The sequence below is a fragment of the Halomonas cibimaris genome, assembly GCF_055379665.1.
Window position 1 is genome coordinate 602,082 of record NZ_AP043828.1, and the last position, 20,231, is coordinate 622,312.

The 20,231-nt window shown below is 56.1% G+C and carries 12 protein-coding genes and 6 pseudogenes; 5 read left to right on the plus strand and 13 right to left on the minus strand.

Annotated features, from left to right (window positions below):
- Positions 1-96: 96 nt before the first annotated feature.
- The 3 genes from ACZ415_RS02780 to ACZ415_RS02790 all read left to right on the plus strand — a co-directional run bounded on the left by ACZ415_RS02780 (position 97) and on the right by ACZ415_RS02790 (position 4,267).
- Positions 97-1,179, plus strand: a complete 1,083-nt coding sequence (locus tag ACZ415_RS02780) for a FliC/FljB family flagellin (RefSeq protein ID WP_344703258.1) — start codon at positions 97-99, stop codon at positions 1,177-1,179.
- Positions 1,180-1,315: 136 nt separating this feature from the next.
- On the plus strand, positions 1,316-1,747 hold the full coding sequence (locus ACZ415_RS02785) for a hypothetical protein (RefSeq protein WP_344703260.1): 432 nt from the start codon (positions 1,316-1,318) through the stop codon (positions 1,745-1,747).
- Positions 1,748-1,849: 102 nt separating this feature from the next.
- Positions 1,850-4,267: a tetratricopeptide repeat protein gene (locus ACZ415_RS02790; RefSeq protein WP_344703262.1), complete on the plus strand. Its 2,418-nt coding sequence runs from the start codon at positions 1,850-1,852 to the stop codon at positions 4,265-4,267.
- Between the two features lie 227 nt (positions 4,268-4,494).
- Here ACZ415_RS02790 and ACZ415_RS02795 read toward each other — a convergent pair.
- Positions 4,495-6,047: pseudogene (locus tag ACZ415_RS02795) on the minus strand (IS3 family transposase).
- Between the two features lie 252 nt (positions 6,048-6,299).
- Between ACZ415_RS02795 and tnpC the strand changes: the two are divergent.
- Positions 6,300-7,742 carry an IS66 family transposase gene (gene tnpC, locus ACZ415_RS02800; RefSeq protein WP_464387713.1) on the plus strand — a complete coding sequence of 481 codons (1,443 nt, stop codon included), beginning with the start codon at positions 6,300-6,302 and terminating at the stop codon, positions 7,740-7,742.
- Between the two features lie 109 nt (positions 7,743-7,851).
- Here the strand turns inward: tnpC and ACZ415_RS02805 are convergent, their stop codons facing one another.
- The 8 genes and pseudogenes from ACZ415_RS02805 to qatA form a co-directional block, all read right to left on the minus strand.
- The gene (locus ACZ415_RS02805; RefSeq protein WP_464387777.1) at positions 7,852-9,108 is read right to left on the minus strand and encodes an ISL3 family transposase; all 1,257 of its coding nucleotides are present in this window, start codon (positions 9,106-9,108) and stop codon (positions 7,852-7,854) included.
- Positions 9,109-9,150: 42 nt separating this feature from the next.
- Complete coding sequence (locus tag ACZ415_RS02810; protein ID WP_344703212.1) at positions 9,151-9,813, minus strand: hypothetical protein; 663 nt, start codon at positions 9,811-9,813, stop codon at positions 9,151-9,153.
- Positions 9,814-9,960: 147 nt separating this feature from the next.
- Positions 9,961-10,385: pseudogene (locus ACZ415_RS02815) on the minus strand (integrase core domain-containing protein); the annotation flags it as partial.
- Positions 10,327-10,587: pseudogene (locus tag ACZ415_RS02820) on the minus strand (hypothetical protein); the annotation flags it as partial. The pseudogenes ACZ415_RS02815 and ACZ415_RS02820, both read right to left, overlap by 59 nt.
- Positions 10,588-10,730: 143 nt before the next feature.
- On the minus strand, positions 10,731-11,480 hold the full coding sequence (gene qatD / locus ACZ415_RS02825) for a Qat anti-phage system TatD family nuclease QatD (RefSeq protein ID WP_344703210.1): 750 nt from the start codon (positions 11,478-11,480) through the stop codon (positions 10,731-10,733).
- A gap of 1 nt (position 11,481) precedes the next feature.
- Positions 11,482-12,849 (minus strand): Qat anti-phage system QueC-like protein QatC, encoded by a 1,368-nt coding sequence (qatC, locus tag ACZ415_RS02830; protein WP_344703208.1) that lies wholly within the window; start codon positions 12,847-12,849, stop codon positions 11,482-11,484.
- Positions 12,846-13,388 carry a Qat anti-phage system associated protein QatB gene (gene qatB, locus ACZ415_RS02835; protein ID WP_464387745.1) on the minus strand — a complete coding sequence of 181 codons (543 nt, stop codon included), beginning with the start codon at positions 13,386-13,388 and terminating at the stop codon, positions 12,846-12,848. Before qatB ends, qatC begins: the two co-directional genes overlap by 4 nt.
- Positions 13,389-13,681: 293 nt before the next feature.
- Complete coding sequence (qatA, locus tag ACZ415_RS02840; RefSeq protein WP_344703204.1) at positions 13,682-15,622, minus strand: Qat anti-phage system ATPase QatA; 1,941 nt, start codon at positions 15,620-15,622, stop codon at positions 13,682-13,684.
- Positions 15,623-15,929: 307 nt separating this feature from the next.
- Here qatA and ACZ415_RS02845 point away from each other — a divergent pair, with 307 nt between their 5' ends.
- Positions 15,930-17,348 (plus strand): IS1380 family transposase, encoded by a 1,419-nt coding sequence (locus ACZ415_RS02845; RefSeq protein WP_464387729.1) that lies wholly within the window; start codon positions 15,930-15,932, stop codon positions 17,346-17,348.
- A gap of 233 nt (positions 17,349-17,581) precedes the next feature.
- On the opposite strand, the pseudogene ACZ415_RS02850 reads toward ACZ415_RS02845, so the two are convergent.
- From ACZ415_RS02850 to ACZ415_RS02865, 4 genes and pseudogenes are all read right to left on the minus strand, one after another.
- Positions 17,582-17,755: pseudogene (locus tag ACZ415_RS02850) on the minus strand (transposase); the annotation flags it as partial.
- A 6-nt stretch (positions 17,756-17,761) separates the two neighbouring features.
- Positions 17,762-18,286, minus strand: a pseudogene (locus ACZ415_RS02855) (IS630 family transposase); the annotation flags it as partial.
- Positions 18,287-18,296: 10 nt separating this feature from the next.
- Positions 18,297-19,471, minus strand: a protein-coding gene (locus ACZ415_RS02860) for an IS3 family transposase (protein ID WP_344701659.1) whose coding sequence is annotated in 2 segments (ribosomal slippage) — positions 18,297-19,216 and positions 19,216-19,471 — 1,176 coding nt in all. Because the reading frame shifts where the segments join, the coding sequence is not laid out codon by codon here.
- A 79-nt stretch (positions 19,472-19,550) separates the two neighbouring features.
- Positions 19,551-20,035, minus strand: a pseudogene (locus tag ACZ415_RS02865) (helix-turn-helix domain-containing protein); the annotation flags it as partial.
- Positions 20,036-20,231: the final 196 nt, after the last annotated feature.

Consider the following 20,231-nt stretch of genomic DNA (forward strand, 5'->3'; position numbering starts at 1 on the left):
AGCTTTTCCTGCACCTGCCGTTAACCTTAATACCGGCGCACAACGTGGCCGAAAAACTGGCCTCGAAGGTCAGAAGAACCCGAAAGGAGAATCACCATGTCCGTGATCAACACAAACATCACTTCCATGATTGGCCAGCAGAACCTGCAGAGCTCCCAGTCAAATTTGACCACCAGCATGGAGCGTCTGTCCTCCGGCCTGCGCATCAACAGCGCCAAGGATGACGCGGCCGGTCAGGCCATCGCCAACCGTATGCAAGCGCAGACCACCGGTCTGAGTCAGGCTCAGCGTAACGCCAACGACGGTATCTCCATCGCCCAAACCGCCGAAGGCGCGCTCGATCAGATCAACGATAACGTACAGCGTATCCGTGAGCTGACCGTTCAGGCGCAGAACGGCACCAACTCCAAGGATGACCTTCAGTCCATCCAAGATGAAATCAATCAGCGTACTGCTGAAATTGACCGCGTTTCTGATGAGACCAACTTTAACGGCGTTAAAGTGCTCTCAAGTGATACAAGCGTTTCTATCCAAGTAGGCGCAAACGATAATGAAACCATCAGTGTTGGCTTGGAAAAAACCGACTCCGATCAGCTTGGCCTTGGCAACCTAGATGTTACCAAGTTTGCTGCCCTAAAAGCAGAGGACTTAGACTCCAGCGGGACTTCCCTTGAAATTGTAGATAGTAGTGATGCTGCACTTGAGAACGCTACCGTTATCGAAGGCTTTAAATTAGATAGCGATGGTGAAGTAGAACTTGATGGCGATGGCAACACACAAGCTGTTAACTATATCAAAACAGAAGACGGTAAGTTTTTCGAAGCATCAACAGCAACAGCTGATGGTGTTGTAACGGCGAAGGCTGGTGATGCAGTAACTGACAGTGACAAACTCATTGAAGCGGGTCTCTCTCCCTTAGAAAATATCGATAATTCACTGAAAACTATCGATGGCTTCCGCTCAGACTTGGGTGCGATTCAGAACCGTTTTGAGTCTGCCATCGAAAATCTGAGCACCAATGAGACTAACCTCTCTGCCGCTCAGTCGCGTATCGAAGACGCCGACTATGCCGCTGAAGTGGCCGACATGACCAAGAACCAGATCCTCCAGCAGGCAGGCACCTCGGTTCTGGCCCAGGCCAACCAGCTGCCGCAGAACGTACTGTCTCTGCTGGGCTAAGCTGAAGCTCTTAATAACCGCCCTGCGGGGCGGTTTTGAGACTGGATTTTGACGGGCCCCGATGGGGCCCGTTTTTTTGCAACTGAATATAAAAACTGATGTTATCAAGTATCCATTTAAATAAAAGGTTTTTTCAATGCTGTTGTTCGTATCAGCTGTTGCTTTTTTAATAGCTTTTATTTTATGCCTTTTTGCTTACTCACTAGTTATTAGAAGTGAGCGTGGCCTTTTTTCTCAAATCCTTTTCAGTCTTAGAGTGGGTGATAGAGAAAAGGCTAGTCGCGACGTTGAAAAGTTGTGCAAGATACTTAATTGTTGCCCTAGCGTTGTTGAGGCCTATAAAGAAAATGAAGAAAACTCAAAGGAGGTATACAGGAATTTTTTAGGATTTTGCTTATCTATTTTTATTGCTTTGTCAATTTTTCTTTTGATTGTTGTTGGCTTGATAAGCGCAGAAGCAGGCCTGCCTATAATAACTGGGGCAGCAGGTTATGGTTTGTCATCTTTGTCTACAAGAAGGGTTCATAATAGAAGAAGCGAAAATAAAGCAGACATGAATAGCGAATAATACCGCAGAGTAGCTGCAGTATTTTTTCTGCAATTATCCTTGTTACCATTAGACTGCCTAATCCATTGTCACTACCCGGTAGTTTTCAACCCAGGAACTTCCATGACCGAATCCAGCACCACTCCCGCCGTTGACGTAAAAGCCGAGCTTGAGGCCATCAGCCAGCTGGTCAACTCAAGTGAAAAAGCCGATTGGGAGGCCGCCCTTGAGCGGCTGGAGGCACTGGAGGCCGAGCACCCCGCTAGCGCCGAGGCCCAGTGCCTGCGCGGCTACGCCCACGCCAACCTGGAGCACCCCCAGCGGGCATTAAATGCGCTACTGGAGGCCTCTTACCTGCGCCCCAACGATTTCAAGCTGTTCCACCAGCTGGCCAAGCAGCACGCGCGGCTGGGCCACGACCGCGCCTGCCTGGGCGCGCTGCGTCGCTGCCACCAGCTAGCTCCGAAAAACGTTGAGATTAAGCGCATGATGGCCGCGCTCTGTTTTATCACCGGCCAGCGTAACGAGGCGGAAAAGCTGCGTCGTCAGGCAGTGCGTGAAAAACCCTTTTATATTTCCGGTAGCGCCACGGAAAACACGAAGATACGCGTGCTGGTGCTGCAAACGGCGTACTCCACAGATTGGAGTGTCAACCGGCGAGATTTCACTAAGCTGATGGGCGAAGGCCACAACAACCTGCCAGGGCTTCTGGACGAACGGCACATTCAGCGTATTACCCTTTACGTGGATGAGCTGGCTAACCACCCAGAAATTATCCGCAAGCTGCCGGCATTTGACGTGATTTACAACGGCATTACCGACGCCGAACGCTGCGAGCACGCGCTGGGGCTGGCCATGCAGCTTTGCCACAAGCTGAATAAACCGGTTATTAACCAACCAGAGGCCGTGCTTAACGCCTCGCGGGAAGGTAACTACGCCCGTTTTAAAGACCACGAGGCGATTATTCTGCCCCGCGCGGTCAAGCTGGAAAACGTCACCGGCAGCTGCTGCGGCGCCGTGCGCGAGGCGCTTGAAAAGCACGAGCTTGAACTACCACTGATTGTGCGCGTCGCCGGCTACCAGGGCGGTAAATTCATGCACAAGGTTGAAGACGTGGACACCCACGACTTTGCCGATATTGATGAATTGTTGGCCAAGGGGCCGGAAACGCTCTACTGCATTCGCTACCACGACAGCGGGATCGACCACCCCCGCGCGCCGGGGGCGACGCTATATCCCAAATACCGCGCTTTTATGGTGAACGGTAAGCTTTACCCTATCCATGCTTTCTTTGGGCATGGCGAGTGGAATGTTCACAAGGTAACTCATGACCCAACAGCAAAGCGCTTTCCCTGGTTAATAGATGAATGGGAAAAAGAGTATCTAGAAGAACCTAGTAAAGTTCTTCCTGCGGGAATGTGGGATACATTAGAGATTGCGCTCCGTCAAGTTGACATAGATTACTTGGGCGTTGACTTCTCTGTTGTTACGGAGCCAGGGGATGCTGAAAAGCTGGTAATTTTTGAAAGTAACCCAGCAATGCGTAATTGGCTGGATCGGTACCCTCCAGAGTCACTCACTTACTCTATGTATTATCGTGTCACTTATGCCGTACACGATATGCTTGCCCAGCGAGCCGGAGTGAAGCAGTGGGACTTTGAGCTGCACCCCGGCCAGCCAGAAGAAGAGGAAAGCGCCGCCCCCGAAGAACCGACGTTCGACTGGCAGTTTACCGACCGGCTGATCGCCGTGGATAACGCCGCCCACCTGCCGCGTCAGGCCAACTTCCATGAACGCATGGCGTCCAATGCCTTTGCCGTGGTGGCGTTTGATCCGGCCAGCCGCGTGGTAGCAGGCAACGTCGCGAGCGTGGAGGAGTTCCAGCATATACCCCACGCGCTGCTGGGCAACGGCCAGCCAGCCACGCTTTACACCACGCTGGATGAAGCCCTGACCGCCACCCTTGAACCGCTGCCCGCCGAGCGCCAGTCAGAGAGCCAGCGCAGCGGTGCCCAGGTGCTAACGCGCCTGCCGGTGAACACGCTGCGGCTGGACGACATCGACGGCCTGGCACGGCTGGACTGGCTGATTCTGGACGAACGCGCCGACGCGCTGGCCGTGCTGGAAAACGGCGCACGCGCGCTTCAGGATACCTTGCTACTGCAGGTAGGCGTGGCGTTTACCCCCACCTACGTAGGCCAGCACGGGCTGGACGCCGTCAGCCACTGGGCCAGCCGCCACGGCTTTGCTTTTTATCGCCTGCACGAGCCCAGCCACCAAAGCCACCTACCCGAACGCGACGGGCTCGCCCGCACACAGGCCACCCAGCTAACCCGCGCCGAAGCGCTGTTTATCCCCAACGCCGAGCGCATGGCCAAGCTGGACGACAACGCCCGCCAGCGCCTGGCGTTCCTGCTGGATACGGTCTACGGCATTCACGACCTGCCCTACCGCCTGCTGGCCGACTGCGACACAACGCTGGCCGAGGACTACCTCAAGGCGCGGGGGTATGTGAAAGGCCAGGCTAACAGCACGCAATAGCACTGCTATCGCCACGGGGCTTGGCTGCCAGCCGCCAAGCCCTTATCGAGTGAAGAATATTTCAGAAAGCAAAAGGATAAGGCATGGGTGTTCAGTTTGGCCCCAGAGAGCTTGGCCGCAGATTCTTCGACACGACCCTTATCCGTTTAACGCCCGCAGCACGGGTAAATTTGTAGCGCAGCGAAAAATTTGTCCCCGATGCCTGTCAAGCTTGTTGGAACACGGGATCACGCGGCTTCTAACTGCTGATCCTGCATGAAGATCGGATCTTTTTGATCGGGATTCAGCCAGGCCGTCCGGCGTGGCGTCCAGTTGCGGGTGGCGCCGCTCCACCGACCCGGATGTTGCCGTTTCGCCTCGGCATAGATGGCCTCCCGCCTTGCCAGGACCTCGTCATCCTGGCCGGCATGCCGCTCCGCCGGGGTGACGAAGCGGATGGCGCTGTGGCGGTGCTCGTGGTTGTACCAGTGCAAGAAGCCGGTCACCCACTGCTGCGCCGCTGACAGGCTCTCGTAGCCGTCCGCCGGGTAGTCGGGCCGGTACTTGCAGGTCCTGAACAGCGACTCCGAGAAGGCGTTGTCATTGGAGACTCGGGGACGGCTGTACGACGGGGTGATGTTCAGTCGCTGCAGTGTCGCTTGAAGCGTCGACCCTTTCATAGCGGAGCCATTATCAGCGTGCAACACCAACGGTGTGTTGATGCAGCCTTCGCGCAACACGGCGCGCTGGATAACCTCGCTGCTGTTGGCCATGCACTCCTGGTCGAAGACCTCGGCATCGACGATCTTGCGGCTGTAGATGTCGACGATCATGTAGAGATAGTAGAACTGTCCCCGCACCTGGGTCGGTAAGTACGTCACATCCCAGCTCCAACAGGCATTGGGACGTGTCACGCGGTGTCGCTGAGGATCCCCCTTGGGGCATGGGGTACGAGCGCGGCCACGCTGGTGCTGCTCGCCATGCTCCCGGAGGATGCGGTAGTAGCTGGACTCTGACGCCACGTAGAGCCCTTTCTCGTCCAGCAGCCGCGGCACGATCTGCCCGGGCGGCAGGCTGGCGAACTCGGGACGATGGCAAATCTCCAGCACCTGCTGACGCTCTTCAGGTGACAGGGCATGGCTCGGGACAGGCCGCACGGCCTGAGGCCGGTGATCCTGATCGCCCCGACCCCAACGGCGATAGGTGTTGGTACCGATGCCGAGCTCTGCGCACGCGGTTTGCAGGCGGGCTCCCTCGGCACGCGCCTCATCGATCAGCTGTACGGCGTCCTGGCGATCTGAAGTGCTGATCATTCGTCCTCGTCCCCCCAGATCGCTCGGGCTTTTTTTCTCAACGCCAGCAGCGCAGCGGTTTCCGCGAGTGCGGCCTCCTTGCGGCGGAGTTCACGCTTGAGCTCCTTGTTCTCCTGGCGGTCCGCCTTGCGGGCTTCATTCTGCTGCTTGGAGGCGGCATCACTCCGGTCGTTGGCGCCTTCGCAGCTCGCCCGCCAGCGCTGAATCTGCTCAGGATAGAGGCCGCGCTTCCGGCAGTACTCAGCACGCTCGGCCTCGCTGAGGGCAGCCGTCTCCAGAACGGCGTGGAACTTGTCTTGCGAGCTCCAGCCCTCGGGATCATCGCTCTGGTCTGGTAGCAAACGGCCCGCTTGCCGAGCCTTCTTGCGCCAGTTGTACAGCGTCGCTGAGGAGATGCCTTCTTCCTGGGCCACTTCCGCCACCGTGCGGTTGTGCGGCGGGAGCAGCTTCTTGAGGATGGCTTCCCGGCGCTCGTCGGAGTACTTCATCGGAACCTCGTCACGCCCCACATCGTTCAGAGTCTAACAGCCGCTGAGGCTCCATCTAGCTTGACAGTGGGGGTCCCTGTGCCTGCGATTGTTATGAATCTTGGATTCAATCAATAGCAGCAAAATTAAGGCTAGAAACCATTTGCGATATATTTAATTTGTAACTATTCAGGTGGCGTCGGGTGAGACTCGCCAACCCGCTGTTCCTTCAGGCATAGTACCGTCATTCGACTCCCCCACCCAGCAGGCAACATGACCATCAGAGATATCAACGTCGACGAGGCCCTCGAGCGGGTCCGGCAGCAGCTCAAGGAAGACCGCACGGTCTCTCCTTCGCTGCGCGCCGCGATCGACGTCCTGATGCTGCTGGTCAAGCTGATGGCGGACCGGCTGGCGACCAGCAGCCGCAATAGCAGCAAGCCGCCGTCACAGGACCTCAACCGCCAACGCCGCTCCCGGGCAAAGGGCGAGCGTCGCCCCGGCGGGCAACCGGGTCACGAAGGCAGGACGCTGGAGCCGGTTACCGACCCGGATGAGGTCGTATCGTTGCGCGTCGATCGCCGCACTCTGCCCAACAAGGGGAGAGCGTATCACTCGGTCGGCGTTGAGAAGCGTCAGGTCCAGGACATCGTGATCCAGTCGGTGGTGACCGAGTACCAGGCCGAGGTGCTGGAGGATGATCGGGGCCAACGCCATGTAGCGCCGTTTCCCGACGGCGTGACCCGCCCGATCCAGTATGGCCCGCGTCTCAAGGCGCATGCCGTCTATCTCTCCCAATACCAGCTGCTGCCTTATGCGCGCATTCGGGAGCTGCTGACGTCGCAGTATGGCCTGTCACTGAGCACCGGCACCCTGTTTGCCTTCAACCAGGAGGCCTGCCGACGAGCCGAGCCCTTTGCCGAGTGGGTGATCCCGGCGCTACGTGAAGCGGCTACCGTGCATGCCGATGAAACCGGGATGCAGGTCGGTGGCAAGCGCTACTGGCTGCACTGCGCCTCGAATGAAGCCTTGACCTACCTGGCGCCTCATGCAAAGCGCGGCCAGGAGGCCATGGACGCCATCGGCATCCTGCCTTACGTCCAGGGAGTACTGGTGCATGATCATTGGAAGCCCTATTACCGCTACCACGATTGCCGGCACGCGCTGTGCAATGCCCATCACCTTCGCGAACTGACCGGCGTCCGGGACAACGACCAGCAAACCTGGGCGACGTCGCTGCATGATCGGCTGTTGGCCATGAATCGCGCCGTCGATGAGGCGGGAGGCTGCCTCCCGGCAGACGAGGCGCAGCGCTGGCGAGTTCGCTACCGGGACTGCCTGGCGGAGGGTGAGGCCGAATGTCCGCCACCGGCCAGGCCACCCCCCGGAACCCGTGGGCGCACCAGGCGCACCAAAGCGCGCAACCTGCTCGAACGCCTCCGGGCGTATGAGGATGACGTGCTGCGCTTCCTCGAGGATCCTGCCGTTCCCTTCACCAACAACCAGGGAGAGCGCGACCTGCGGATGACAAAGGTCCAGCAGAAGATCTCGGGCTGTTTCCGCTCGTGGGAAGGGGCGGAGATCTTCTGTCGGATGCGCAGTTTCCTCTCGACGGCCGTTAAACAGGGCCTGGCGGCGCACACGGCGCTGGAGCAACTGTTTGCCGGTGAGGTGCCTGCCTTCATGCGAGAGGACGAGCTGGATCAGGCAGCATGAGCTAAATAGTTACTTTAATTTTTTCTTTATGCAGTAGAGTCTGATCATGTCCCAGATATTACTCTCACAACCTTGCAATACGATCCAGAATATTGGGTTCTTCGTCGTTTCATGTGGATTTGGCCTGATCCAGCAGGCGGCCCACCGGGCTGCCGATCAGGTAGATCATCGCGATGAAGTTGGCCTCGTTCCGGTAACCACGTGCGCGTGACTTGGCCGCCTGGAAGAGTCCGTTCATGCCTTCCAGCCGCGCGTTGGTCAGTCCCGATATCCAGCGCCTCACCACCTGCTCGGCATGTCGCTCCAGCGTCGTCAGGGCCTTCGCCATCGGCTTGAGCAGTGCCTGGCCGGTGACGGCCTCCCGCATGACCTTGAGGTAGTTCGTGATGCGCCACCGGGCGGCACGCGGCGTCGGCGCCTTCTGGATCCAGCGCAGCTTTTCCTTGATCACCCAGGCATCGCCGGTGGCCCCCTGATCGGCTACCAGCTCCTGGAGGGCAGCGACCTGCTTGGCCGTCATATTGCCGTTATCCAGGTTCTTCAAGACCGCCCACCGGAGGGCTTTGGGATGCCCCTTCTCACGGCGTTCCTTCTTGCGGACCTCGTCCAGCGCCTTGGTGAAGGTCTGCACGATGTGGAACCAGTCGACCGTCACTTCGGCGTTGGGCAGGTGCTCGGCCACGCCGCTGAGGAACGCCTGAGACATGTCGCAGACCACCTCGACCACGTTGTCCGGGTCACCGCCATGCGCCGCCAGGAAGGCGCTGAAGGCCTTGATGGCGGCCTTGCCATGGCCCGGGACGGCGAAGAGCACCGGCTCCTGCTTGCGCTGCATGTCGAGGAACACCGTGACGTAGCGCTGGCCGCGCCGGGAGGCCGTTTCGTCCACGCCGACAGTGGCCACGCTGGACAGATCCAACTCACCCAGCATGCGCCCCACGTAGTGGTGCACGATGCGCCACAGGCGCTTGTCCGAGATCTCCAGTTGCCGGGAGACGGCCAGCACCGGCATCTCCTTGACCAGCGACATGGCCGCCTGCTCAAACAGCAGGGTGAAGTCGCTGCCAGGGCGGGCCCAGGGCACCTCGATGCGCTTGACGCCATGCTCGGGGCACTTGGTGCGAGGCACCCGCGCATGCAGGTAACAGTGGTGCTGGAAGAAGTTCAGATGCCGCCACGTCTTGTCGGCGAAGTCATGGGCCGGGCAGGCCTTGCCGCACTCAGGGCAGGGGTAGAGGCTGCCCCGCTCGGCCTCGACGTAGAGGTCCAGGCGGTGGGGCGAGACGGCGGTATCCAGGTGCTGGTCCTTGAGAACCCAAGGTGCTTCCAGGCCCAAGCCGAGGGTCAGAATCTGGGTGCCGTCCATGCCATACCTCCTGTCCATGTGGAGGTCATATCCTGGCCCAGCTCAGGGGGCGAATTCCACACCCAACGACGAAGAGCCGAATATTGGCTGACCATCATCAAGGTTATCAAGGCTCAAAATCCCTGAGCGCTCTATCTCCTGAAAAATTGAATGCAGGTTGTTTCGATCTAGCTGCGTAACTCGCTCAATTTCATAAGGGTCAACGTATATATTTTCGGTTTCTCTGCCTAAGAAATTTAATTCATACTTTGCCCTAGATAAGGAAATTGCAAAAATCTGTTTTGCATCCGGAGAAAGAGAAGCCAGCTTATCTATCGCTGCATTAAATGCTGTTACTTCTTCATCGACATGTTCTGGCTCACGCAGTTCTTCTCCAAAAACTTCAATGTAAAGAGTTTTCAGACTAGAAACTTTACCAACGACTATTCCTGAGGTCACATCGGCTATCGTAGACTGCATTTGATGAACAAAGCGGTCAATATTGCTGTAGATTTCTTCATGCTGCCGCTTTATCTCCTGCAATCTTGAAACAGGGTAAACTTGCTCTTTGTTAGTTTCTATATGATGGTCATAGCACATCAGCATCAAGTTTTCAAAGGATCTACGAGCCTCATTAGACATGCTAGGATTAAAGCGCTCCCCCCCAGGCATCGCTGCTTCAATGTGGCAAATCTGACCAACGAAATTGCCTTCGTTGTTGAACATGGGGTGACAGCATCCTGGATAAGCGCATTGATTACCTGATAAAGAATATAGTCTTCTCAAAGTATCTGATGACGGCTGTAGTCTTTTCGGTGTTTCCATAAGCTTTACCTATCCTTATATGTCCGACGTGGCGCTTCATAACAGGTATTAGATGTCGGGTCCCGTGTGATTAACAACCCGCTTGGTAAATAACTCAGGTCGCCTAGCCTGCCACTCCTTCATCGCCGCGATCGGTGATTGATAATGCAGCGCCTTCTGCGAGATGTGGTGATTGTACAGCAAGCGTAGCGTTTGAGCGTCTGCTCCAGATCCTCGCCTGAGGTATATCGACGGGTGGCCAGCACGTCGCTGATGCGGCCGTTGAGCCGCTCTACTATAACGTTCGTCTGCGGCCTTCCCGATTTGATCAGGCGATGATCGATACCATGGGGCTGGCACTCCTAGCCGAAGAGATGGCGGCCGCTGGGCTTGTGCTCAGCAGCCCGTGTGAAACGATCGGATAATGACTTGCCGTTATCCGTGAGTACCGTTTGAGTTTTGAAGGGGAGCTCTTCCACCCGCTTCATGAGTGCTCCAAAGCACTTCCCCCAGAAACACTTGTATAGGTGCTCGATAGCCGAGCCGGTGTCGTGGCCAGTCAATTAGCCTTCTCACTACCCTTCGTAGCTCGGTGTCAATGACTTGGTGGAAATTGGTACTCTTGGGAAAACACTGCCGAATCAATCTGTTGGTGTTTTCAGTGTTCCCGCGTTGTTCCGAGCAGTAGGCGTCGCACAGGCTGTGTCACCTTGGCGGCAGTAGCCTTTTCCTTGAAGATATTCATGACCACGGTCGCCTTACGCTTGTCGTTCCATCACTTGATTGAGTTGTCGTTACTCATAATGTCCCCCTGATGACTGCGCTTATAATTTGTGCAGTTATAGAGGGGGGGCAATATCCCTCAAGTTCTTCAAAAGGCAGTCTTGCAAAATTTTAATATCAATATTTTTAATTTTCGCCATTTCTATAAGTGCTGGCTGTACGTCTCCAGGCCTTACGGGCAAGTTAGATTTCTTTACAAAAGGGCCATCTGTTTCCGTAAGCAGTCGATCGCTAGGAATCTCGCATAGAATACGACGTCCCTTTAGGGAACTAAGCATCCGCTCATTCACGGAAAAATAACACCCCAACTGAACACCACGCCGCACCTCGGACATAGTTCCTGTGAACCAGTGTAAGACTACTTTCCCACGGTCAGCTGGTAGATATTCCTCGACCAGGTCGAGAACATGCTTCGCAGATCGCACACTGTGCACACTTAGAATTTTATCTCCTGCCTGCGCACAAAGATAAAGAATTGAACGAAAAACTGCCCTTTGCTGCTCAAATGACCGATAGTGACGCGGGCCAGCATCCAAGCCAACCTCTCCGATATATCGCGTTTCGGGAAGGAGCTGCTCAAACAAGCTTAACTCATTCGCTCTCTCCGAAACCAGTTGAGGGTGAAGCCCTAACCCGGCATGTACGAATTCACTATTACTCGCCAACTGCCTGTTTCGCGGGAAAGCTTTGGGAGTAGTGGTAACTGCCAAGGTTGCCGTTTGTCGTGCCTCACACTCCGCGATCGCACCCTTCAGATCAGGATAAAGGTCGAGGTGACAATGAAAATCCACAAATTCAGTACGCATATCATTGACTCGGTTTGGCGGTAACGCCATCAAGCAGTTCGGCCACTTCCAAGATACCCCGTCGGAATACGTCGGCATAGTCAGGCACCTCGGCCGGCGCAGCTGTTAACGGCCCGGGCTTGTGAATCAGAATATTAACTAGTTCTGGCCGATCAGCTAATCGCTTGGCCATGAGCTGAAACGATCTTACATGTTCGCCCTCCGACCTGTCAGTAAAGAGGGTTTGCGCCGCAAGGTCCGAAATGGTGTAAACCGTAGGATCGCTTGACTGGAGTCCAGCCGCTAAGGAGGCGCGACGGATGAGACATGGAACACAGTAGCCACAATGGCGCGGTGACAGTTTCTTGTAACGCGCTTTCGCCGGAGAAGAGCACGACATCGAATTACCAACTACCTCTTTAAGAAAGTCCAGGTCCGTACAGGAGCTCACCATCTCTCCTTTCGTGCTGTGCCGATACCGGTTCAAAAGCGTTGCTTGGATGCCGATACTATCAAGCAACTGGTTTATGCCTGCCATGAAGTGGGGATGTGCCGTTCGCGTACTTAGCGCGCCAAACCTCAGAGGATCTAGCGGAACATTGAGTGCGATCAAACCATTTTCAGGCACATTCACAGTGACCGGCTTCTGGAATGCTGAGGCCGCCAGAGACGCTAGAGCGAAAAACAAAAAAGATCGCCCACGCTGGGTATCCTCGACCTCGCCAGTATCCAGGTGGTTATGATCAAACCCGAGGTGTACCCGAATAGCTTGGGGCTCAACTGAGGGAAACCGTCGCCGTATACGCTCAAGGAGATATGTTTGGGCCTTCGCTGTTTCTCCATCCCAGTAGTGACTGACAAGGAGGGGATACTTACCGTCATTGATAAGATCGATCGCACCAATCAAGCTGTCCAACCCGCCGGAGAATAAACAAACCTCGTCAAAGCCGTCGAGTAAAAAGTTTTCGGTTGGCTTAACTATTGATGACATGTGCTCCGGACGAGCTCGGAAGAAGAGTCGCCAATGGTCACCGGTTAGAAATTTCAAGAGCGATTCAATTCGCCGAGATAACCGCGCCCACAGAGACGGGTCTGAAACCGGCACATAGAGATCGATCTCCCGTGTCCAACCATCCTGAGCGTTAATATTCCTTGACACACGCGTATCACCGGCGTTGACCATAGCGGCGACCAGCACAAGATCTACTGCCTCTTCTGTTGGCTCCAGTCCTAGTGAGGACAGTTGATCGAGTGCGTGCCCAATTCCGAAGTCTATCCTTCGGTCAGCGTTCAGGAAGTCGATCTCATAGTCCGCAGAGTCCCTCTGGATAATCCGAACGTTCGCCTTATCATCGGCACCAAGGCGTCCAATCAGACTAAACCTTTTCATAACGCATCCCCCATAGCTTGCATAAGGTTAAATGCGGCCTCGTACAGGTCGAAAACGAAGTCATCAATCTGTTGACCAGTCACATCTGCCAAGTTAGACCCAAAAGACGAAAACCTGTCCCGAACACAACCCTCTACGAATTCATGTAACATACGCTGCACCCGCTCTACCGAAGTAAGATCGGGCGAGACGCGGATGCTGTTCGTGCCAACCTCGTTCAATATCTTACCCTCAATAGATCGACTAACAACGCCGATAAAGAACTCCTGAAGATCGGCGGGCGTCATGTCGTCAAAATTACCGACGCCCTCGGCTGCCATTGTAGCAATGGTTTCGAGCATCGCATCACGTGCGATCGCCTCATCGATCGTCCCTCCCGGCGGGCACAATGCGTCCGTCAACGCGACGAATACGTCTACGGCTGGCGCACCTGCAAGTCCGTCAAGGTTGAATGGCCTCAATGCCTCTGCAGGCCCTTGTGTAGCAAAAGTGCGCGCGAGACCGGCCAAGCCACCGGCTGTAGCCCGAGAGTTAGACATGCGGCGCGAAGCCCCTCTCCCACCACCACTTGCAGCTACATATCGTCCCGCGCCGCGACGAATAGCCCTGCCGTCAGAGGTTCTGGCTCCCCGCGTAAGGCTTCGACGCGCGTTACCAAGTCCTGCGCCAGCAGATGCTGGCTGTATTGGAGGATAGGTAGTTGATGACACCTCACCGTCACTATCACCACTGCCGTCAGGCGATTCGCCGCCTTCCGGCGCAGCAGGTGGATCATCGACCCAGCTTGGCACCAGCCCGGTCTTTGAGCCGCCAAAAGATCCTGAAGTCCCCATTAGTGTCTCTCCCCACCTTTACCCATTTGCCCCGCCGCCTTGGCCGCGACCTGCAAGGGTTTATTGTCATCCTGTGCAGCCCATTCTGAAAGGAGCGTCTTGAATTCCTCCTTCACATCCTCCGACGACAATGCATTCGTCCACCCTGTTACAGCCCATGGACCAAGTTTGGACACCGGCAGCCCCTTGAGAAAGGCAATAAGGGAAGACTGCAAAAACGCGTGATGCTGACAGATTACTGCGAGACCCAGCGCACCGACTGGCTGCTCACTAAAATCTTCCGCTACAGTGGCTTTGGCTCGCAAGGCATCAAAAAGCTGCTCGGCTTCGGAGCCAGGCAGACGCGCCACCTCCGCAGAAGCCTGCCGCACCTGAAGCGGTGGACCACTGAGCTTAGCGAGTAGCTCATCAAGCTCTCCGAGCGACGTGACCGCGCCGAAAACGCTGCGTCTATCACGAGTTACGAAGACGTATGGCCTAAGATCGTATTCGGCAAGTGGTGGATCGATCCTGGCCCACTGCTTGGCCCACTCCATATTAGGCCAATCTGGTAATTCTGATGCTTCGAAGGCCACGTCGCCCTCTGTATCATCTTTCTTACCTCCCTTAGCATTCTTCGGTTCTTGCCTTTCACCACGGACCACAGCTTCAAGCCCGGCCAGCTCCTCAGAGGCCCCTGTCCCTGCCGAACCTCGCGCAATTGCATCGTAAACCTCCGGCGCAAAGCGTTCCGCCAACATGATTTTCGCCAAAACAGTTGGATTCAGGTCATCGCCAAACCCCCTCTCCTCCGCGATTGCAAGGCGTAACGCCATCGTATTGATAAAACGTTTCACCTGCCGGGGATTGCCGCGCGCACCGTCAGTCAAGATAGGCGCTATCCGGTAAGCAAGGTCGAGTGCCCGCTCTACCGAGAGCGGCACGGCCCCTAGCGCCTCCGCAACTCCGTTGCGATCGAGACCCGGGCCTTTCCATGGGCGCCGCAAAATCTGGCGTGCAAAAGCAACCAACTTCTGAAACTCATCCGACTGCTCACCGCACTCGTTCAGTACAAGTAAAAGGGTGATATAGATACGAGTCTCGGCATACCCTAGAGACGGCAGACGAAACGGAACCTGAATCAGCTTTTCGAGATAGTTTCGCGCATATGTTGCTGGCCCAGCAGCCACCGGAAGATCTGGGAAATGCTGCCTCACAGCATATTCGATCATGCCCTCGTCGGCAGCGATGACGAATGCAGCCTTAGGCACAAATAGGAAGAGGCGAATGGCCTCCAGAGTTTCAATTGCGGTCTCGGGAAGACAGCGATCCAGATCATCTACTAGCACAACCAAGCGATCGATATCAGCGCGGCGCAAAAGCTCCTCAAACTCCTCACGAAACGCATGCATCTGCTGTGGTGCAGTTTCAGGCTCCGCCTCCTTGAGATATTGCCCTGCCTGCTCGACGACTGACCGCAGGTCACCTTGGGTGATCGAGTCAGCCGACTTTCCGATCAGGCTTGACGTAGTGCCGTAAAGTTCCTTCAGCGTGTCCGGATGGGGGACGCCGGTCGCTGCAGTAAAGGCCATGCCACCGACTTTGCGCGCAAGCTTCATCCAGTCGACCCTACGCAAAACCGTTTTTGCCTGGTCAACAACCTGGGTCGACACTGACTGGCGCCGCAGCAGTTCCTCTACAATTGTCTCGATAAGGACTGCTTTTGCGTCCTCGTACCCTTGAAATAGCCATCCATTGAATCTCACGCAAAGGACACGCTCACGGTCGGCAAAAGCCTCCTCTACCATCATCAAAACACTTGACTTTCCAGCGCCCCAGTCACCGTGAACGCCAACTGTTAGCGGTTCGTCTGACTTCTCATTGACTAGGCGCACTACGGTATGTGCAATGGCTTCATAATATAGTAAATCAACAGATGTTTCGTTATCAGCAACAATCATACAGTCCCTTTTGTATAGTTCTTTTTTGTTGTATTTCTCTTGGATTAAGTTATATTTAAGTGCATGGTATGAGGTGTTGTGTGAAGATTATAAGTTATTTTGTTTTTTGATACCTTAAAGCCTGAGATAATAGAATAACTGCAGCAGTTTGGCCAGCACGGTAAGTGCTTATTCAAAATTAATCGCGTATTCAGTGCCATAACCACCAAGTAGGCGGTGTACCTCATCACAGAGGCGATCAACCCGGCTTATTCATGAGGCTGGCTTGAAAATAAAGATGGCGAGGGGTTTCTCTTGTAGAATCAGGATGTTCCAGCCAGAACTTGATTCAAGAGGACCTCTCGCCATGGGTGAAAGATTATCGTCGTGGACGCCTTCCTGCAATGGTTCTGTTCGGGCCGAGCTAAGCGGCCACCGCACCACCAGCGACAGCGGTGCCCTGCTGCTGCGTGAAGCCCTCGACAACAGCGGTGTCATCCAGGCGCTGGAAGAGAGCCTGGTCGACCGGCGTGATCCACTGCGTATTCGTCATTCCCTGGCCAGCCAGCTGCGAACCGTCGTGTTGCAGCGCGCCATGGGGTGGATCGACCTGGACGATACCGACACGCTGCGTCACGATCCGCTCTGGCAGCTGGCGTGCAGCGATGCACGCGGGATGACGCCTCTGGCACAGGACCGTCCGTCGCAGGCGACGCTGTCGCGGCTGCTGGCCTGCCTCGGAGGGCCCGATAACATCGATACCGTGCATGAAGGCCTGTTGCGCCTGGCGATCTGGCGCCTGGCATCGCTGAACCACGGCGAGCAGCCCGATAACCTGACGCTGGACATCGACGGCCTGCCGATCGAGGTCCATGGTCGTCAGGGTGGGTCGGCCTTTCACGGGCTGTACGGCACACGCATTTATTCGCCGCTGGTGGCCTCGCTGGCCGAAACCGGTGACATGGTCGGCGGCCTGCTGCGCGAGGGTAACGCGGGCCCTGCCGAGAACGCCGATACCTGGATCCCTCACCTGGTACGGCGCCTCAATGAAGGCACCGGTGCGACAGTGACAGTGCGTATCGATGCCGGGTTTACCGGCAACGATACGCTGCTGGCCATGGAAGAGCGTGATATCGGGTACCTGGGCCGGCTGCGCAGCAACAACACCCTTCAGACGCTGGCGGCGCCGTATCTCAAGCGGCCGCCCGGCCGACCCCCGGACCAGCCCCGGGAATGGTGCCATGACCTTGAATACCGGGCCGACAGCTGGCCCGAGCCACGGCGCGTCGTGCTGGTGGTTCAGGAGCGCCCCGACGACCTGTTGCTCCACGCCTTCTTCCTGGTGACCAACCTGAGTCGGTACCACTGGCCGCCGGAAAAGGTGTTATCACTGTACCGCAAGCGCGGCAGCGCCGAGGCGCACATGGGCGAGGTCAAGTCGGCGCTGGATGTTCACCTCTCGTCGACCGATCGCGGCGCCTCCACCGAGCAGAACGTGATGGATCGCAACGAGGCGAGTCTTCTGCTGAGCCTTTACGCCTATCAGGTGCTGCATGGTCTGCGTTGCGTGCTGGAACGGCAAACCCGACAGGGCTGGAGCCTGATCCGAATGCGTGAGCAGGTCCTCAAGGTGGCCGCCACCCTGATCCTCCACGCCCGACGTATCACGGTCCACCTCGGCGCCGCAGCCGATAAATGGTGGCCGACTCTGCTGAAAGGGCTACCAAAACTGACAGCGTTGCGCTGACGCCTCAGCGGTCGCATAAGCAAGACAGTGAGACGCCGGTCCTGTCGATGACCGGCGGTTCCGGCTGCCCGGATGACCGACGACAAGGCAGGGAAGGGGCTGAATAACGGCGATAGCAGCCGGACAGAGCGTCACCGGAAGACGGTGCCGTCTCGAAATCGGCGTTCGGCGACGAGCTACCGGCTCCCCGGGGCTTCAGGATGCCCAGTCAGCGTTCCGGTGAATAAGCCGGGATCAAAAGAGAGATAGGCTCCCAGCGGCAACCATGCATACTTCATTTGCCGCCACAGTATCTCAATCAAGTTCAGCTCTGGTGAGTAAGCCGATAGGTAAACCAGGTGCACGCGATGCGACATCCACTCAAGTATCTTCCGCCTGAAGGCCTTGGAGCGATGCATGCTGGCGTTAAGTGCTTATTCAAAATTAATCGCGTATTCAGTGCCATAACCACCAAGTAGGCGGTGTACCTCATCACAGAGGCGATCAAAAGAGAGATAGGCTCCCAGCGGCAACCATGCATACTTCATTTGCCGCCACAGTATCTCAATCAAGTTCAGCTCTGGTGAGTAAGCCGATAGGTAAACCAGGTGCACGCGATGCGACATCCACTCAAGTATCTTCCGCCTGAAGGCCTTGGAGCGATGCATGCTGGCGTTATCAAGCACCACGACAGCAAAGGTATCGGGATCTTTCTGCGCCACAAACTGATCGAACGCCTCGATAACAATTTGCGTGGTGACCGACTCAGTCGTCGTGTGATAAACCAATTTCCCCGCTCGGCTGAGGAATCCCAGCACGTTCAGCCTTCGGCTATGTGAGTAGGCCGTTATCTCACATGGTTCGCCGACAGGGCTCCAGGCGTAAGGGACTGACGACGACTGTGAAAAGCCTGATTCATCAAAATAGTAGAGCTCATGGTCACCGAGATCTTCCCATTGCTTGTAGTGGTCAAGTATTTTTGGCCACGGTATTTTGAGCATTCCAGTACATGGTTTCAGCCGCATTGGGCGGCATCCCATCGTTATGGGTGTGCGGCCTCAGGTCGCTATAATAATGGATGATGTAATCCGTGATCGATTGCCTTGCCGCCGCCATGTCACGGTAGCCGACCTTCGGGATCCATTCGCTCTTCAGGCTCCGGAAAAAGCGCTCGGTCGGCGCGTTATCCCAGCAATTTCCTCGGCGGCTCAGGCTTTGTGTCATCTGATAACGCCAAAGGCTCTGACGAAAATCCAGGCTGGTGTACTGGCACCCCTGATCAGAATGAAACATGACATGGGCCGGCTTACCACGTGACTCCTGAGCCATCATCAATGCCTTGCTGACCAACTCCGTATTCGGCGAGCGGGACAGCGCCCAGCCGATGGCTTTGCGCGAAAAAAGATCAAGCACCACCGCCAGATAGGCCCAGCGCGCTCCTGTCCATATAAACGTGATGTCGCCTGCCCAGGTTGTGTTGGGTCTTTCGACATCGAATTGACGATCCAGGTGATTGGGGATATCCAGATGCGGCTGGTGGGCCTTTTTATAGGCATGCCGTGGGGGCTGCGTGCTTACCAGTCCCAGCTGCTTCATTCGTCTACCCGCGCGGTACCGGCTCAGCGGCGTTCCCGCCTGTGTCACCATACGGGCAATACTGCGTGCACCGGCAGAGCCCTTGCTGGCAGCGTGTGTTGCGGTGATTTTCTGCCGCAATGCCTGTTCCGTCTGACTCGGCGCTGCATGGCGGCTACGCCATGCGCGATAACTGCTGCGGTACACCCCAAACAGGCGACACAGGCGCTTCACCGCGTAGCTCTCTTGAAGTCGCTCGATTAGCGAGAACTGCTCGTGGAGTCCGACATCAAGAGAGCGGTAGCCTTTTTTAGAATGGTTTTTTCCTCTTCAGATCGACGCAGGCGGCGTTTTAAATCCTGAATTTCGCGCTGCTCCGGGGTCATGGCTTCGCCTTTTTGCGGTGCTTTACCCGCTCGTTCGGCGCGGAGCTTGCGAACCCAGGATTCCATGGTGGTTTTTCCGACGCCCATCGCGGTGCTGGCGGCCTTCACTGTGTAGCCCTGATCAACCACCAGTTGCGCTGCTTCCAGACGAAACTCCGGGTCAAAATTTCTTTTCCTGGTCATTCTGTCCACCTGATTTTTTCTCTGTGAGTGATCATACACTCAAAACCAGCTGGCCAAACTCACTATGCCACTACAGCTGAAGTACCTTGATGAGGCCTTGGGTGTTGCGGAAATCCGTTTCGTTGCGCCGTTCCTTCAGCGAATGCCGGATCCGTTTGAAGCTGAAACCGTTTTTTTTAGCGCTCTACGAAGCGTGATCAGGCTAACAATTTTCCCCGTTTCTTCCTGAAAGCGGGCATGCAAGGAGCGAAGCTGATGGGGTTGCTCAGCGACCAGCTCCTGTAGCCGCTGATGGTCCGCATCATCTAGGGCCGGTGTGCGTCCACTCCGTGGCTTGTCGATCAACCCGTCGAGGCCCGACACTTCCCACTTCTTGAGCCATATGGATACGGCATCACGGCGAACCTGCAGTATCTCACTGATTTGGTTGATTGTATGACCCTGATCACTCAGCAAAATAGCATGGGCACGACGGCGCAGAGCGCGCTTCTCACCATGGTGATAAGCAGAAAGCAGCGTGTGCAGTTCAGATTCAGATAGTGATTCGACGAAGCGCCTTGCCATTATTCTGTCCGCTTTTTGTCAGAAATTTGGGCACCCATTATGCACGAATATTTTGGATCAGGCACTTAGAGGTAAGAAAGATGGCCTCAAGCTCTTGGTATGGATTGACCTGTCAGCGGGTGGCTGTGACTAACGACATGTTGCGTTCTCTATGCTCATGGCTCATGGCTCAGGAAGCGAAGGGCTATTAGCGACG

Coding starts and splice junctions, on each gene's coding strand:
- ACZ415_RS02780 (WP_344703258.1), top strand. CDS start 97: ATGTCCGTGATCAACACAAACATCACTTCCATGATTGGCCAGCAGAAC.
- ACZ415_RS02785 (WP_344703260.1), top strand. CDS start 1,316: ATGCTGTTGTTCGTATCAGCTGTTGCTTTTTTAATAGCTTTTATTTTA.
- ACZ415_RS02790 (WP_344703262.1), top strand. CDS start 1,850: ATGACCGAATCCAGCACCACTCCCGCCGTTGACGTAAAAGCCGAGCTT.
- tnpC (WP_464387713.1), top strand. CDS start 6,300: ATGACCATCAGAGATATCAACGTCGACGAGGCCCTCGAGCGGGTCCGG.
- ACZ415_RS02805 (WP_464387777.1), bottom strand. CDS start 9,108: ATGGACGGCACCCAGATTCTGACCCTCGGCTTGGGCCTGGAAGCACCT.
- ACZ415_RS02810 (WP_344703212.1), bottom strand. CDS start 9,813: ATGTTCAACAACGAAGGCAATTTCGTTGGTCAGATTTGCCACATTGAA.
- qatD (WP_344703210.1), bottom strand. CDS start 11,480: ATGCGTACTGAATTTGTGGATTTTCATTGTCACCTCGACCTTTATCCT.
- qatC (WP_344703208.1), bottom strand. CDS start 12,849: ATGAAAAGGTTTAGTCTGATTGGACGCCTTGGTGCCGATGATAAGGCG.
- qatB (WP_464387745.1), bottom strand. CDS start 13,388: ATGTCTAACTCTCGGGCTACAGCCGGTGGCTTGGCCGGTCTCGCGCGC.
- qatA (WP_344703204.1), bottom strand. CDS start 15,622: ATGATTGTTGCTGATAACGAAACATCTGTTGATTTACTATATTATGAA.
- ACZ415_RS02845 (WP_464387729.1), top strand. CDS start 15,930: ATGTTCCAGCCAGAACTTGATTCAAGAGGACCTCTCGCCATGGGTGAA.